The following is a 15,778-nucleotide window of genomic DNA, read 5'->3' as shown; positions in this document are numbered from 1 at the left end:
ACACGTTCTCGTCGAACCCGCGTTAAGAGGTTGCTTGGGAAGAAATCTTGGAGCAAACAATGAGCAACAACCTACAGCAAATTGTTTATATCAGCAGTGCAGAACGCCCTTTTACCGAATCCGAACTTAACGCCATGCTTGGCGACATTCGTAGCAACAACGAAGCGCTTGGCATCACGGGTATGTTGCTCTACAAAGATGGCGACTTTATTCAAGCCATCGAAGGTGACGAGCACATCGTCTCGTCTCTGTTTGAGAAAATATGTAGCGATCATCGCCACTATGGCATCGTAGAGATGATGCGAAAACCCTTGGTTGAGCGTCAGTTTGAAGACTGGAGCATGGGCTTTCACAAACTTAGCGACAACGATCCTCGTCTCAATGGTTTTAACCGTTTTTTCGATGATGACCCATCCACTGAAATTAACCCAGGCGATGCACTCAATTTACTGCTTGTTTTCAGAGAGTAAAACCAACAGGACCGGCAATAAAAAAGCACCGATTCTTCGGTGCTTTTTTGATGACGCTGCATCAGCGAAAAACCCATAACATGGTTACGTTTTTCCACCCATGGCTTGGTCTTTCTTCGGATTTTTAAACACGTATTTCGTGCCGTCGTAAATCAACGTTGAAAGCAAGCGACGGCAGTTTGCCTTGCCTGGCTCATCGAAAACCATGCCATATGTTTGCTTACCACGCTTAGTGCGTCCGTTCTTCACTGCCCCACTTAACGCGTAAGTGTCCTGTGTGGTGCTGTTGATGACTTCAAGAACGATCTTTTGGTCAACATCAAACTCAGGAGAGATCGCATCGTAAGCAAAGCCACACCCGCCAGAAGACACATCCGTTAAAATGACACGAAGCTTGCGATTAGACAGTTGAATATCGCCAGGAAGGCGCAGCTCGTAACGGATTTCGTTTCTTAGCAGCACCAGTTTTGCTTGCTGAGGAACAGGAAAAACAATCAAAGAGACAGGACGATAAATCACATGCTCTATGCGGGTGCGAAAGCGCACTAATGCCCCTTCACCGTGTTCTGATACACCTTCAATATCGACATTAAACCCTTCGGTGAAAAACATTTCGTAATCACCTTTAGAGAGTTTCGGCATGGTAAAGAAGATATGTTGTTGATCATCGAAACCAATGAAGTTGGATTTGAAGTTCAATCGTTGACCCAAAGGGGTCACTATTTCTAACGAGGCTTCCGTACCATGTTGAATGAAGTCCATGGCTTGTAAGCCCATGACCACTTTTTCTCTGGTTTTTGCCGGCGGCTTTTTCGCAGGTGTCGAATTCGTACTCATTTATACCTCGCCGGATCCACGACCAAAAATAGGGGTTGCTTTCACTGCCTGTGCGTTTTATCCGTCATTCATTGCGGTTCTGTCAGTGCGTTTTACACACAAATTTACCCATCACTAATGAAGAATTCATCGCACCCTAAACGCCTTTCATTATTTATAGGCAAAAGATCACAGTAATTCAATGTGATATGACGAGAAACATTAGCGCTTCCTGATGTGAAATCGCCTTTTAAAATAAGATCTTTCACGCAAAACCGCACAGCATTCTCTTTATCGAAATTTGTGCGCTTGATTCACTTTTCATACATTTCAGGCATGCAAGGAGCGCTTATTTTTCTTCTTAACATTTCATGCAACACCCTGTTCGCCATTCCCGACATAAGCATCAATGACTACACTTAATCATATGCAACTCAATCAGGCGTACCTCCTATTGAATCGAATCAGGAAGCTTTCTCTGCTCTCTCTCGTTGTCTCACTTACCCTATTTTGGGGAGGCTCTGTCCATGCACAGCGCTACCCAAACACGAATGAAACCAAGGCAAACTTAGAAATGCTCGGCTACCAAAACGAATGGCAGCCTATGCAGAAGGGAGAAAAACTGGTGATCGATAACGGAGAGATTTGGGTTAACAACAAAGATACCTTTGCTCTCCTCGCTGTGATTGACGATGACGAAGAAACCATGCGCTCTTCAATCATCGACAATTTAGCCATTTGCGCCACACTGGGCGTTGCGGTATCAGGGCAAAGCTCTGTGCATTCCTTCAAGACATTTGGCAGCCTCATGGGCAATGCCCTCAATCACCCTAAACAAAAAATCGTCGATGATTCCTTAGCCTTTCTATTCCATCTTATGGTCACTGATGGCGCGCAAGAATCCACCATGTTGCGCTGCGGTGTTCAAGCAAACAACGCCAACAGTTAGCTCGCTATAAGCTGTTTTTTCGCAATGGATGACGCCACAGGGTAATCACCTTGCCACAACTCTTTCACGAACACAGAAGCTGAATCAGGCTCGCAGCACACCCAACATTGGTGTTTGGCACGGGTCAGCGCGACATAGAACAATCGGCGCTCTTCCGCATGCTCTACCCCTTCTTCCATGTGCAGCAATGCCCCTTCCAAGCCCTCCGCATAAGATCTCGCTGGGAAGACGTTTTCATTCATATCCACGATGAAGGTGTAATCCGCTTCTAACCCCTTACTGGCATGGGCAGTAACATAATGAATATCTAACGAGGAATAGGATGATTGCCACTGACTTAAATCCGCAGGCTTATTGGCATTGTTGCGTCCAATGATAAGCACGCTTGCCGATTTGTCGCCTTGAGAAGACGCGAGTTTTTCTAAGGTTGCAGCGATGCTCTCCGTGGGAAGCAAGGTGACGGCTTTTTTCTTCTGCTGTCGATGACTATTCAGCGGTTTTGAAAGCTGGGATGGGTTCACTTGAATAAAACGGTTCGCAACATCACCCAACATGGCGTTAAAACGATAAGTGGTATCCAGGTAGCGAATGTTGCCTTTCGGAAAACGGGTGAGGAAATCCGTGGTTAAACTCACGTCTGAACCTGCAAAGCGGTATATCGCTTGCCAATCATCCCCCACCGCAAACAGTGATGGCGCACGGTCACGTTTGCCACCGCATACGGCTTCAAGCAGTGCCAAGCGCGATGGCGAAATATCCTGATATTCATCCACCATCACGTGGTCATAGTGCGACGCGAGCGTGGCATTCTTCTTGGAAAGGATTTTTGTGGCTTCGATGATCAACCCGTTGAAATCGAGCGTCTTGCTCTGCGACAGGTGTTGGCGATAATCCCGTACTAAAGGCCATACCAACGCCAATTCACTCATGGCTTTGGTGACAATGTCTTTTTTCTTTGCATCTTCCGGCGTCAGCATCGATTCGTCATCGTTTTCTGAGGTGTCAGGTAACAATGCTTGAATACGTTGTTTTATCGCCGTTTGGGACAAAGTTTGTTGCTGAAGCAAATCTAACTGTCGCCACAACCATTTGTGCAGTTTAGGTTCATGGGCTTGTTCAACCAGAGGACGGTCTGCGCTCAAACCCGACACTTTCCATTGCGTTAAGTGTTTCTGCCAGCGTTTCTCTACCGTTGGGTTGGCCAAGTTTTTCGCCAGCCAAACGGTCATCCAACTCAACTTGCTCTCTTCATCTGTTGCAATATCTGCCATCACGGGGGCTTGCCCTGTCGCATCTTTGATGATTTTCGTGGCAAAGCTGTGGAAGGTTGAAACATTTACCGCGTTCAGTTGGTGTGCTTGCAATCGCGCCTTCATCTCCTCGCTGGCTTTCTTACCGAACGCCAACATCAAAATGCGCTCAGGTGTGGTCTGCTCACCCGTGACAAGGTAACGCGTTCGCGCCATCAACACGCTGGTTTTGCCTGAACCTGCCCCGGCGAGTAATAAGTTATGGTTATCATCCATTAACACAGCGTCGCGCTGCGATGCATTCAAAGGGGAAGACTCTGCCTCATCAAACCAAGCAGACCAACGTTCGCGCTCGTTATCTTGCCAGCGCTGGTTTCTTGCCTCGCGCATGGCATCGCCATTTTGAATCCAACCATACACCGCTTGATAAAGCGCTGGATTGGCAATGGAAAACACTTGAGGGTGCAAGGTATGGGCTTCAAACACTGCGTCAGCCTTTTCGCGCCATGCGGTTAAATCAGCATCACGTAGAAACCCATGGTGATCGGCCAAGATATCGCGAAGCGCAAATAACTCGTGCTCCACTAACATAAAGCGCTTCTGCTGGCCCGCCAACCAGACTTGGTATTCTCCGGTAAGTTGCTCTGCGAACGCTTGCAGTTCACGCCATGGCAATCCATACACAGTGAGGGTTTGCGCAGGACGATCCGCCGGCGACACAATCACCGTCAATTTCCCCCACCATAAGCCACGGGAAATGCGGCACTGACCATCCCAAATAGAAAAAGGCACGGTTTCAGTGATGTGTTTAGATTCGAACACAAGGCGGGATTCATCCAAACGGATGCTGTAGTGATCGCCTTGCACAAACCATTGCGCCAATCGGCTTGCGGATAATTTCATCAGAGTGCGTCTATCGCTTTATTTCGTTGTTTTCTATAGTGACTCAGAATACCAAGGAATGGGCACCAACTCATCGATATCCTTTACAGAAAACCCACTGACACAACGATACTTGTATGAATTGTCAGCAAAAGCGCGCGATGTGCAGGAATGGGACTGAAAATGCCGGCCCTTTTTGATCTCACCACTTGGATGCACTTCCTAATCTGTTATCTTACCTGAATTCGAGGCCTATCTCTGTTCGTATGATTTCTAAACGATCCTCTTTAACTCTTCGAGAATACTGGGCAAACAGTCGCATCAATTACAGTGTGCGAGTGTTCATTGCGCTTGTTGGCGTTGCACTGCCATGTTGGTGGTTTGGCGCAACTGAAGCCATTACGCCTCTGGTGCTGGGTATCATCGCTTCTGCACTGGCTGAAACGGACGATAACCTTGCAGGCCGATTCTCCGCGCTGATCACCACGCTGGTGTGTTTTGCCATCGCAACGTTCTCGATTGAACTTCTCTTCGATTATCCCTTGTTGTTCACGATTGGCTTAATCTCGTCCACGTTTGGATTTACCATGCTTGGGGCGATAGGTCCGCGTTACGCCAGCATCGCCTTTGCTTCCTTGCTCACGGCGGTTTACACCATGCTTGGTGCGCACGAATCCGTGAACTTGTGGTTCCAACCTGCCATGTTGTTGGCTGGGGCAGCTTGGTATGGCGTGATTTCGCTGGTGTGGCTCATGCTATGGCCGATGCAACCAGTACAACAAAGCCTCGCAGCCTTGTTCAAAACCCTTGGGAAATACCTCGACCAGAAATCTGACATGTTTCACCCAGGTCGAGATGTGAATCCTCAAACGTTACGCTTAACCGATGCCGACCAGAACCGCCATGTGGTGAACGCACTCAATGCGGCAAAGACCTCGTTGCTGAACCGTGTTCGACGCGGGCGCTTGAACGACAGCAGTCGTCAGCTATTGAAGATTTATATTCTGGCGCAAGACATTCACGAACGCGCAAACTCATCGCACTATCGCTATCAAGATCTCGCGACCGTGTTCTTCCACAGCGATATCCTTTTCCGCCTGCAGCGCTTACTGCGCCTTCAAGCCAAAGCCTGTTTGGAAGTGTCCCATTGCTTAACCCTTTCTCGCCCTTATCGTCATGGGGAAGAGAGCATCAAAGCATTGGATGAGCTAAACGAATCGCTGATCTATGTGAAAGAACAGAACAACCCAGAATGGAATGCGCTGTTAAGCCAGCTTGATTACCTGTTCCGTAACCTCGCGACGGTTGAGCGCCAATTAGCGAACATCAGCAACCCAGATGCCACACAAACTGACGAAGACAAAGAGATTGCCGACCCAGACGCACACAGCTTGCGTGACAAGATCTCGCGCATTTGGGCGCAGATGACGCCGAAATCGCTGTTGTTCCGCCATGCTGTGCGTCTCAGCCTCTCGTTGGCTGTCGGTTACGGCATCATTCAAGCGCTTGACCTAACACGCGGCTATTGGATTTTGCTCACCATCTTGTTTGTCTGCCAAGCCAATTACTCCGCAACGCGCAGCAAACTGACAGAACGTGTTTCTGGTACCTTGATCGGCTTGCTGATTGGTCTGCCTCTGCTGACGCTTTTCCCCGATCCGACGGGGCAGTTGGTGTTAATGGTATTGTTTGGCGTGTTGTTCTTCGCCTTTCGAACCACCCACTATGCCGCCGCAACCACCTTCATCACCTTGTTGGTGCTCATGTGTTTCAACCAATTGGGTGAAGGGTATGCCGTCATGTTGCCGCGTTTAGGCGATACTTTAATTGGCTGTTTGCTGTCGGTTCTCGCTGTACGTTTTGTGTTGCCGGATTGGCAAGCTCACCGCCTACGCGGGATCATGCAAGATGCCGTGGCCGCGAACCGCGATTATCTCGCGCAAATCATCGGTCAGTACCGCATCGGAAAACGCGACACCATGGCGTATCGCGTCGCGCGCCGTGAAGCGCACAATAACGATGCGCAACTCACGACGGCCATCAGTAACATGTTGGCTGAACCTGGTAGATATCAAGCCGCAACGGACGAGAGTTTCCGCTTCCTGTGTTTGAACCACGCGATGTTGAGTTACATCTCGGCGCTTGGTGCACACCGCATGCAAATGGATGATGACAGCATTCATGAACTGGTGTCGAAAGCGCACAGAGGTATACACAAAGAACTGGATTGTTTGGTGGCAAAGCTTTCTAAAGAAAGTGACGTACAGTCTTGCTATGACGATGAGCTTGGCAAGCATTTAGGTAAATGGCGCGAGGAAGAAAGCAGTTCAGCGCGTATGGTGTTGCAGCAGCTCCACCTTATCCATCGTATTTTGCCTGAGATGCGTATGCTGACAGACAAGCTGGCGGAGAAAGCGCTGCAGCATTCGAAAGCGTAAAGACAAGAAAAACGTTTGCGACTGATTCCCACCTCATGCTTTGGCGGGAATCAGTCGCTTTTTACTTTTCAGTGATTTAGGGCGTAAAAATCAACACCTCTCCTCGCTAAACCCTGCGATACGGTAAGTAAACGGGCTCCCACATATGCAGCGCAAGTTCTTGCTCAATGTCTTTGCCGCGTAAACAGCTATTTGGGTTGGTCGCCTGAATGTGTTCCAAAATCACTTTCGCCACCACCAGCGACACGTCTTTCAAATCGCGAATACGCGGATACACACAGCCTTCCGCCAAATCCTCTTCAGACACACAGTCAGCCAAGGCATAAGACGCCATGGTGAACATGTCCAAGGTGACTTTCTCTGCTTGTGAAACAATAGACGCTAGGCCTACCCCCGGGAAGATGAACACGTTGTTCCCTTGCCCGATGCGGAATTCGCGCCCTTGATAGCTCACGTTCGCAAACGGACTGCCTGTTGCGACAATCGCGCAACCATCACTCCATTGGTAAATGTCTTCAGGTAAAGCCTCGCAATTGGCCGTCGGGTTCGACAATGGGAAAATCATCGGACGCGACGTGTATTCCATCATCTTCTGAACATGTTCCGCTTTGAATGCACCGCCAATGCCACTCGTGCCAAGAAGCACAGTCACAGGATGGTTATTGATGAGCTCTGTCAGCGACACTTTTTCCGTTGATTCCGTTACCCAGCCTTCCGCAATATGGCGAGGTTTTGCGTAGCGTTTTTTGTATTCGTCTAACCCTTCTCGGTCATCAAACACCAAGCCTTGAGAATCGAGGATAAAGATTTTGTCTCTCGCGTTTTGGTGTGCACAGCCTTCTTTCAACAAGCCCGCATAGATTTGGTCGGCGACGCCGACGCCACCTGCCCCCGCGCCGTAAACCACGTACGTTTGGTCAATCAAAGTTTCTTGTTTGATTTTGCATGCACCAAGAATACCGGCGAGTACGACAGAGCCCGTGCCTTGAATATCATCGTTGAACGAAGGCAACACATCTTCGTAATCACTCAAATTATCGAACGCGTTCGATTTACTGAAATCTTCCCATTGCAGCACGGCTTTCGGGAAATGGCGCGTTACTTGTTTTACAAAGCGCTTGATGAAGCGTTTGTATTCGTCGCCGCGCATACGACGACGTGGCACACCGAGATACATAGGGTCGTTGAGCAAATCTTGGTTGTCTGTGCCCACATCCAATGCAATCGGCAAACAGTGTGCTGGGTGAATACCCGCACCGAGCGTATAAAGGGAAAGCTTACCAATCGGAATGCCCATACCGCCCACACCTTGGTCGCCAATACCAAGAATGCCTTGGCTGTCTGTCACCACGATGATTTTGATGTCTTTGCCTGCAAACTGGCGTGCCATTTCGCCCATTTGATTCACGTTGTCAGCCGTCACGTATAAACCGCGGGCTTTTTGATAGCGGTGGCTAAATTCTTGGCACGCTTTACCCACGGTTGGCGTGTAAATGATGGGGGTCATTTCCTCAACGTGGCGAGAAAGCAACGCATAGAAAAGGGTTTCGTTTCTGTCTTGCAGTGAACGCAAGAAAAGGTATTTCTCAATGTCGGTTGAGGCGCTTCTAAACCCGTCATACACACGATTCAACTGATCTTCAAACGTCTGAACACGCGGAGGGAGCAGACCATTCAACTGAAAGGCTTCGCGCTCTTCATAGGTAAATGCCGTGCTCTTGTTCAAAGTGCGGTCATTCAGCAATTCCGTACCAATAAGAGAAACAGGTCGAAACACATTGCCTTGCTCATCTTTCCAACGCAGATATTTACCTATAGTCATCAGTCGCTCCATTTATCCATTAATAAACAAACCGATACGATGTTATGCCTGTATTGAGAAAGAAAATGTGAAGTGTGATTGAATTGGAAAATCGTTTAATTTTAGTTAGTTGGCTCTAACTTGGTTGCATTAAACCAAGAAAGCGCAAACACATTTCATCGGTGAATTATTCCCCCAAACCCAACCGGTAATGAGTAATAAATCAAACACACACCGCTCAAATGTTATTCACACATTACTCAATAATCGCCATTTTATCGAAATCGCATTGACCTTACTCCTACTGGAACGTTTACACTTATATCAATATTGGCTTTGTTGACATCATCACATGCGCTTTTCGTCCTTCCGCACATACTGGATATCTATCATCAGCTTGCTCGTCATGCTGATGTCTGGTGTTGCGTCAGGATCAACAATGATGGCGATGGATATGATGTCAACGGAGCAAGTGACATCTCGCACGGCTTCATCCGATGTGCCGGATTGTTCAACGATGGACACCTCGTCGAACCCACATGCACATCACACCGACGTTCCGAAAGCGTCGAACACCGAATCCCCACATTGTGGCTCGATGGATGACATGGAAACCAACTGCTGCACGCTTGTCTGCGTCAGCGTGTTTGCGTTTCTCGCCTCTGACCATCAAGCCGTTTTACATCGCACGGCGTTGGCGCTGATCCCTACAGAATCAAACCATGCGTTGATGACTTTTCCGCGTTCCCTGTATAGACCCCCAATAGCTTAAATCTCTCTCTGTTTTCTTATCTGCTTTCTGCGCGCGTATTGGCGTGTCTCTAGCAGAGGATTTTTCTGCGTCTAGCGTTGGCTTTGACGCATACAGAATGGATTTAGTTGTGAAAATCAAACCAAGCGTATTGGCACTGTCGATCTGTGCCGCGGCGTGGTCATCATTGCCTGCATTTGCGGCCGGTGAAACTACGCACACCCTCAAAGAAGACGTTTCAGGCACGAAAACGGTGCTCGAAAATCTTATCGAACAAGCACTGTCAGGCGATAAAAGTCGTCAAACCTATTACGCCCAATCGCAAGCCGTGCGCGAAGCAGGCGTTGCAAGCGCAACCTTGATGGACCCTAAAATCAAGGTCGGCTTCGGCGGCTTGCCTGTCGACAGTTTTCAGTTCGATGAAGACCCAATGACCAACATTTCGGTTGGGCTGATGCAACAGTTCGAACGTGGTTCAACCCTTTCTCTGCAAGCGACAAAAGCCAATCAACAAGCCGATGGTATTGCGCTTCAAGTTGCATCTCGTGAACTCGATATCGCCAACAACATGACGCAACTTTGGCTTGAGTTGGGGTATCAACAACAGGCAGAAACGATCCTGCGTGAAAACCAGCATTTAGTGCGTGAATTGGCGAACTTCATCCAAACCAATTACGCCATCGGAAAGAGTGAAGCGCAGGATTTGCTGAATGCTCAGCTTCAAGTGAGCAAGTTGGACGAAAAAATTCACGCCAACGCCCAAGTTCAGCGACGCATTGTTTCCCAGCTTTCTGAATGGTTGGGAGCAAGCTGGCTTCAACATGAACAAGACCTGATTGCCACCAATTCGCTGAATTGGCGTGCGTTAAACTCGCGTATCCAACACAGTGACGACACCGCACATTACGCATTACTGGCGCAGCACCCCATGGTCAAAATGGCAGATGCGGCCATCGCAGTGAACAAAACGCAGGTCAATATTGCGGAGCAAGCTTATAGCCCCCAATTCGGCGTAGAAGTGATGTATGTCCATCGCCAAGCGAATGGCATGAACGGCCAACCGGCGTCTGATCTTGTTAGCGCCTATGTCACCTTAGACATTCCCCTGTTTACCGAAAACAAACAAGATCGCACTTACGCCGCCGCGCAATACCAAGTCGGCGCAGCCAAGTCTCAAAAAGACCTGCTTCTTGCGCAAATGAACGCAAAAGTGAATGCACTGCTGGTTGACAGAAGCAACCTTGAACAGCGACTCAATCGCTATCAATCCACCCTGCTCTCTCAAGCTCGCGCGCGCACCAATGCCGTCGAACGTGGCTACCAAAACAACACGTCGCAATTCAATGACGTCATCACGGCCGCCGCGGATGAGCTAGCGCTTGAACTAGAACAACAGCGATTGATTACCGATTTGAACCTGGTGAACAGCAACCTTGCTGCGTTATTAGGCGGTTTCGAATTCGATGCGGTTCAGCCTGACATTTCCCACCCAACACCACGTCATCAGCAGTAAGCAAGGCAGGATAAATAATGAAAACAATGCAAATAGCCACTCTCGCGTTGCTCATTGGCGGTGCCATTGGGTTTGGTGCAAACCATCTGCTGTCTGGCCACTCCATGCCAAACATGGCCGAGGCGTCATCAAGCGGTGAGAAAGAACCCTTGTATTGGGTCGCCCCGATGGATCCAAACTATCAGCGAGACAAACCCGGCCTATCGCCAATGGGCATGGATTTAGTCCCGGTTTATGAAGATGACCTTGCGGGAAAAAATGACCAAGCAGGCACGGTTAAAATCAACCCATCAGTTGAAAACAACCTTGGTGTGAAAACCGAAGGTGTTTCACTCGCCAAGCTTGCGCCGCGTATCGAAACCGTTGGCTATATCGCGTTTGATGAAAGCAAACTTTGGCAAACCAATGTGCGCATCGCAGGCTGGGTGGAAAAGCTCTATATCAACGCAGTTGGTGAGAAAGTCACGAAAGGCGATGTGCTGTTTACCCTTTACTCCCCTGAATTGGTAAAAGCCCAAGAAGAGTTGCTCAACGCCTACCGAACGAGCCGAAAAGGCTTGGTCAAAGGGGCGACTGAACGCTTGGTCTCGATGGGTGTAGACCGCGAACAAATCCAATCTATCGTCAAACGAGGAAAAGCCTCGCAGACCGTCGATATCAAGGCCGTGGCAGACGGCATCATTGCGAGCTTGAACATTCGTGAAGGTGGCTATTTGTCGCCAGCACAAGCGGTGATAAGTGCGGGGCCACTCGATGAAGTGTGGGTGGATGCAGAGGTCTTCGAACGTCAAGCACACTGGATGAAAGCAGGCAGCCTCGCCACCATGACGCTTGATGCGATCCCCGGAAAAGCATGGAAAGGTAATATCGATTACGTCTACCCCATTCTTGATCCAAAAACCCGCACCTTGCGCGTACGTTTAAAGTTCGACAACCCCAATGGCGAACTTAAACCCAACATGTTCGCCAATATTGCGCTTCAACCTGTTACGGATGAAGCAGTGTTAACCGTGCCAAACAGCGCAGTGATCCGTTCAGGTGGCATTACACGGGTTGTGCTTGCTGAAGGCGAAGGGAAATACCGTTCAGCTCGCATTGAAATTGGCCGAGAAGCGGGAAGCCGCATTGAAGTGCTGGACGGATTAACAGAGCAACACCGCGTGGTGACATCCGCACACTTTATGCTGGATTCAGAATCGAGCCAAACCGCCGACCTGTCACGCATCAATGCTGTAAAAGAAAACCCGCAAGACAGCGTGCCAGAGACCATGTGGGCGAAAGGTGAAATCACCGATGTAATGTCAGGCCACCGCATGTTCACCATTAATCATGAGCCTGTTCCTGAGTGGAATTGGCCGGGTATGGTAATGAACTTCACCCTCGCAGACGGCATGGACATGCCCGATGCCAAGGCAGGTCAGCGTATCGACTTTGAAATGAAGAAAGCCCCATCAGGCCAATATGAAATCGTCGATTTCACGTTGAGCGAGTCATCTAACGCGAACCAAGTGTGGGTCACTGGCGACATTTCCATGTTGATGGCCGATTTCGGCATGATCACGCTGCGTCATGATGCTGTGAGTGAATGGCAATGGGACGCGGGAGAAATGAATTTTTCTGCCGATGAAAGCGTGAATCTGTCGGGTTTTGCTGAAGGGCAAACTGTTCGGTTTTTAGTGGTTAAGGACGGCTCTGCGTATACGCTCAAAGCGCTTGAAATGGCAGGAGGCAAACAATGATTGCTGCCATTATTCGCTGGTCGATTGCCAACCGTTTTCTCGTGTTGGTCGCGACGGTGTTTCTTACCCTTGGCGGCTTATACAGCGTAAAAAATACGCCGGTTGATGCCCTGCCCGATCTGTCGGATGTGCAAGTCATCATCAAAACCACCTACCCGGGGCAAGCGCCACAAGTTGTCGAAGACCAAGTGACTTATCCCTTGACGACGGCAATGCTCGCCGTGCCCGGCGCAGAAACCGTGCGGGGTTATTCCTTCTTTGGCGATTCTTACGTTTACATCATATTCAATGATGATACCGACATGTACTGGGCACGTTCGCGCGTTTTGGAGTATTTAAGTCAAGTCGCGCCAAAACTTCCACCCAGTGCAAAACCCACACTGGGCCCCGACGCGACGGGCGTGGGTTGGATATACAGCTACATCTTGCAGGACAAAACCGGACAGCACGATCTGGCAGAACTGCGCAGCCTACAAGATTGGTTTTTAAAGTACGAACTTCAAACGGTTGAGGGCATATCAGAAGTCGCAACGGTTGGCGGCATGGTGAAGCAGTACCAAGTGCAGATCGATCCTGCAAAACTGCGCGCCTACAACCTGACACTGCAACAAGTGAACATGGCGATTCAAAACGGCAACCAAGAAACCGGAGCATCGGTGATTGAAATTGCAGAAGCCGAGCACATGGTTCGCACCACGGGTTACCTGACGAACGTAGAAGACATTCAATCCATTCCACTCAAGGTGACAGAGAAAGGCACGCCCCTGCTGTTAGGCGACATTGCGGACATCAACATTGGCCCGCAGATGCGTCGTGGCATTTCTGAATTTAATGGTGAAGGTGAAGCCACAGGTGGCGTGATCGTCATGCGCTTTGGTGAAAACGCCAGTGATGTCATCGCCAACGTCAAAGAGAAGCTCGCGGAACTGCAACGCGGTTTGCCTGAAGGTGTCGAAATCGTGGCCACCTACGATCGCTCAACCCTGATTGATGACGCCGTTGAGAACCTTTGGAAGAAATTGGCGGAAGAGTTCATCGTTGTTGCGTTAGTCTGCGCGCTCTTTCTTTTCCACATTCGCTCATCCCTGATCATCGCGATCAGCTTACCGATAGGTATTTTATCTGCGTTTATCGTGATGCATTGGCAAGGCATCAACGCCAACATCATGTCACTTGGCGGCATTGCGATCGCCATTGGTGCCATGGTGGACGGTGCGATTGTGATGATCGAAAACGTGCACAAACACATTGAACGCACGCCATTGACCGACAAAAACCGCTGGCAGGTGATCAGCAAAGCCGCAGAAGAAGTCGGCGCGCCGCTTTTCTTCTCGCTCATCATTATTACGTTGAGCTTTGTGCCTGTGTTCGCGCTGGAAGGGCAAGAAGGCAAAATGTTCTCGCCGCTTGCTTTCACGAAAACCTTCTCGATGGCAGCTTCTGCTGGCCTTGCCATCACACTGGTTCCCGTCCTCATGGGGTACTTCATTCGCGATAAGGTGTTGCCCGAACATAAAAACCCGGTCAACCGAGGCCTAGTGGCACTTTATCGACCAGCACTCAACCTCAGCCTTCGTTTCCCGAAAACCATGCTTGTGGTTGCCTTATCCTTGCTGGTGTCGGCGTATTACCCCACCAGCAAATTGGGGAGTGAGTTTATCCCGCCGTTGGATGAAGGCGATCTGATGTATATGCCAACCACCTACCCTGGCATTTCCATTGGTAAAGCGCGCGAGTTGTTACAGCAAACCAACAAGCTGATTAAAACCGTGCCTGAAGTGCATACCGTGTGGGGCAAAATCGGACGCGCAGAAACTGCTACCGATCCCGCTCCGCTCACCATGATTGAAACTGTGATTCAGTTGAAACCACGCACTGAGTGGCGAGAAGGCGTCACGACAGAATCGCTCCGAAAAGAATTCGACAGTCTGATTCAGTTCCCCGGCCTGACTAATGCCTGGGTGATGCCGATTAAAACGCGTATCGACATGCTGGCAACGGGCATTAAAACGCCTATCGGCATCAAAATCGCAGGCCCAGAACTGGCCGTGATTGAATCTATCGGCGCACAGCTCGAACCCATCTTGAACACGATTCCGGGAACGGCGTCTGTCTATGCCGAACGTGTGGCGGGAGGACGCTACGTCACCATCGACATCGAACGTCGTGCAGCAGCCCGTTACGGTTTAAGCATTAAAGATGTTCAACAAGTGATTTCCACTGCCGTAGGCGGAATGAACGTGGGTGAAACCATTGAAGGGTTAGAACGCTACCCCATCAATGTGCGTTACCCGCAAGATTACCGTGATTCCGTCGTCAAGCTTCAAGAGCTGCCATTAGTAACGCCGAATGGCGCGCGCATTGCGTTGGCTGACGTTGCTGACATTCGTTATGAAGATGGTCCGCCCATGATCAAAACAGAGAACGCACGGCCAAACGGCTGGGTGTTCGTCGATATCGATCAACGCGATTTGGGTTCTTACGTCACGGAAGCACAGCAGATTGTTGCCGAGCAGTTGGCACTACCTGCCGGTTATTCGCTGGCATGGTCAGGGCAGTATGAATACATGGAGCGTGCAAAAGCGCGCTTGAGCGTGGTTGTACCCATCACCCTGTCCATCATCATGCTGTTGCTCTACATGAGTTTCCGCCGCGTGGGTGAAATGCTCATCATCATGGCGACACTCCCACTGGCAATGGTGGGCGGGCTTTGGTTGATGTATCTCCTGAACTTCAATTTCTCCATTGCGGTTGGTGTTGGCTTCATTGCGCTGGCCGGTGTTGCGGTCGAAATTGGCGTCATCATGATGGTGTACTTGAACCAATCGTGGCATGGCATAAAACAAGATGCCATCGAGCAATCCCGTCAATTAACCGCAGACGATCTGACCCACGCTATCCGCGAAGGTGCAGGGTTGCGTGTTCGCCCCGTCATGATGACAGTGCTTACCGTCATCATTGGCCTCATTCCCATCATGTATGGCGAAGGCACTGGCTCTGAAGTTATGCAGCGCATCGCCGCACCCATGATTGGGGGCATGGCGTCCGCCCTGCTTCTCACGCTGTTGGTGATCCCTGCGATTTTCAAACTGTGGAAACACAAAGAACTTCATTAATACCTATCGCCGCATCTGCCCGTTAAGCAGATGCGGCGGTTCAAATTGACTGA

General features: G+C 49.7%; 10 protein-coding genes. 7 read left to right on the top strand and 3 right to left on the bottom strand.

Translation table 11 applies throughout. The features are described 5' to 3' along the window. Nucleotides 1-59 precede the first annotated feature (59 nt). Nucleotides 60-470, top strand: a complete 411-nt coding sequence (locus EQP46_RS13115) for a BLUF domain-containing protein (RefSeq protein WP_129494093.1) — start codon at nucleotides 60-62, stop codon at nucleotides 468-470. An 84-nt stretch (nucleotides 471-554) separates the two neighbouring features. Here EQP46_RS13115 and EQP46_RS13110 read toward each other — a convergent pair whose 3' ends face one another. After that, on the bottom strand, nucleotides 555-1,307 hold the full coding sequence (locus tag EQP46_RS13110; protein ID WP_129494092.1) for a flagellar brake domain-containing protein: 753 nt from the start codon (nucleotides 1,305-1,307) through the stop codon (nucleotides 555-557). A gap of 433 nt (nucleotides 1,308-1,740) precedes the next feature. Between EQP46_RS13110 and EQP46_RS13105 the strand changes: the two genes are divergently transcribed. Continuing rightward, nucleotides 1,741-2,235: a hypothetical protein gene (locus tag EQP46_RS13105; protein WP_240671726.1), complete on the top strand. Its 495-nt coding sequence runs from the start codon at nucleotides 1,741-1,743 to the stop codon at nucleotides 2,233-2,235. Here the strand turns inward: EQP46_RS13105 and helD are convergent. Next, on the bottom strand, nucleotides 2,232-4,388 hold the full coding sequence (gene helD, locus EQP46_RS13100) for a DNA helicase IV (RefSeq protein ID WP_129494091.1): 2,157 nt from the start codon (nucleotides 4,386-4,388) through the stop codon (nucleotides 2,232-2,234). The two genes, EQP46_RS13105 and helD, sit on opposite strands and share 4 nt — an antisense overlap. 245 nt (nucleotides 4,389-4,633) lie before the next feature. On the opposite strand from helD, the gene yccS reads away from it, so the two are divergent. Beyond that, complete coding sequence (gene yccS, locus EQP46_RS13095; protein ID WP_129494090.1) at nucleotides 4,634-6,805, top strand: YccS family putative transporter; 2,172 nt, start codon at nucleotides 4,634-4,636, stop codon at nucleotides 6,803-6,805. Nucleotides 6,806-6,911: 106 nt separating this feature from the next. Here yccS and EQP46_RS13090 read toward each other — a convergent pair whose 3' ends face one another. Beyond that, nucleotides 6,912-8,627: an NAD-dependent malic enzyme gene (locus EQP46_RS13090; protein WP_129494089.1), complete on the bottom strand. Its 1,716-nt coding sequence runs from the start codon at nucleotides 8,625-8,627 to the stop codon at nucleotides 6,912-6,914. A gap of 331 nt (nucleotides 8,628-8,958) precedes the next feature. On the opposite strand from EQP46_RS13090, the gene EQP46_RS13085 reads away from it, so the two are divergent. The 4 genes from EQP46_RS13085 (at nucleotide 8,959) to EQP46_RS13070 (ending at nucleotide 15,725) form a co-directional block, all read left to right on the top strand. Next, nucleotides 8,959-9,378, top strand: a complete 420-nt coding sequence (locus tag EQP46_RS13085) for a hypothetical protein (protein WP_240671725.1) — start codon at nucleotides 8,959-8,961, stop codon at nucleotides 9,376-9,378. 109 nt (nucleotides 9,379-9,487) lie between these two features. Next, complete coding sequence (locus tag EQP46_RS13080) at nucleotides 9,488-10,870, top strand: TolC family protein (RefSeq protein ID WP_129494088.1); 1,383 nt, start codon at nucleotides 9,488-9,490, stop codon at nucleotides 10,868-10,870. Between the two features lie 17 nt (nucleotides 10,871-10,887). Beyond that, nucleotides 10,888-12,609, top strand: a complete 1,722-nt coding sequence (locus tag EQP46_RS13075) for an efflux RND transporter periplasmic adaptor subunit (RefSeq protein ID WP_129494087.1) — start codon at nucleotides 10,888-10,890, stop codon at nucleotides 12,607-12,609. Next, on the top strand, nucleotides 12,606-15,725 hold the full coding sequence (locus EQP46_RS13070; RefSeq protein WP_129494086.1) for an efflux RND transporter permease subunit: 3,120 nt from the start codon (nucleotides 12,606-12,608) through the stop codon (nucleotides 15,723-15,725). The genes EQP46_RS13075 and EQP46_RS13070 overlap by 4 nt, the downstream gene beginning before the upstream one ends. The last annotated feature ends 53 nt before the right edge of the window (nucleotides 15,726-15,778 follow it).

The organism is Enterovibrio baiacu (genome assembly GCF_004120195.1).
Classification (GTDB): Bacteria; Pseudomonadota; Gammaproteobacteria; order Enterobacterales; family Vibrionaceae; genus Enterovibrio; species Enterovibrio baiacui.
Note: the sequence above shows the minus strand (reverse complement) of the source record. Positions and strands in the feature narration are given on the sequence as shown.

Coding starts and splice junctions, on each gene's coding strand:
- EQP46_RS13115 (WP_129494093.1), top strand. CDS start 60: ATGAGCAACAACCTACAGCAAATTGTTTATATCAGCAGTGCAGAACGC.
- EQP46_RS13075 (WP_129494087.1), top strand. CDS start 10,888: ATGAAAACAATGCAAATAGCCACTCTCGCGTTGCTCATTGGCGGTGCC.
- helD (WP_129494091.1), bottom strand. CDS start 4,388: ATGAAATTATCCGCAAGCCGATTGGCGCAATGGTTTGTGCAAGGCGAT.
- EQP46_RS13070 (WP_129494086.1), top strand. CDS start 12,606: ATGATTGCTGCCATTATTCGCTGGTCGATTGCCAACCGTTTTCTCGTG.
- EQP46_RS13085 (WP_240671725.1), top strand. CDS start 8,959: ATGCGCTTTTCGTCCTTCCGCACATACTGGATATCTATCATCAGCTTG.
- EQP46_RS13110 (WP_129494092.1), bottom strand. CDS start 1,307: ATGAGTACGAATTCGACACCTGCGAAAAAGCCGCCGGCAAAAACCAGA.
- EQP46_RS13090 (WP_129494089.1), bottom strand. CDS start 8,627: ATGACTATAGGTAAATATCTGCGTTGGAAAGATGAGCAAGGCAATGTG.
- yccS (WP_129494090.1), top strand. CDS start 4,634: ATGATTTCTAAACGATCCTCTTTAACTCTTCGAGAATACTGGGCAAAC.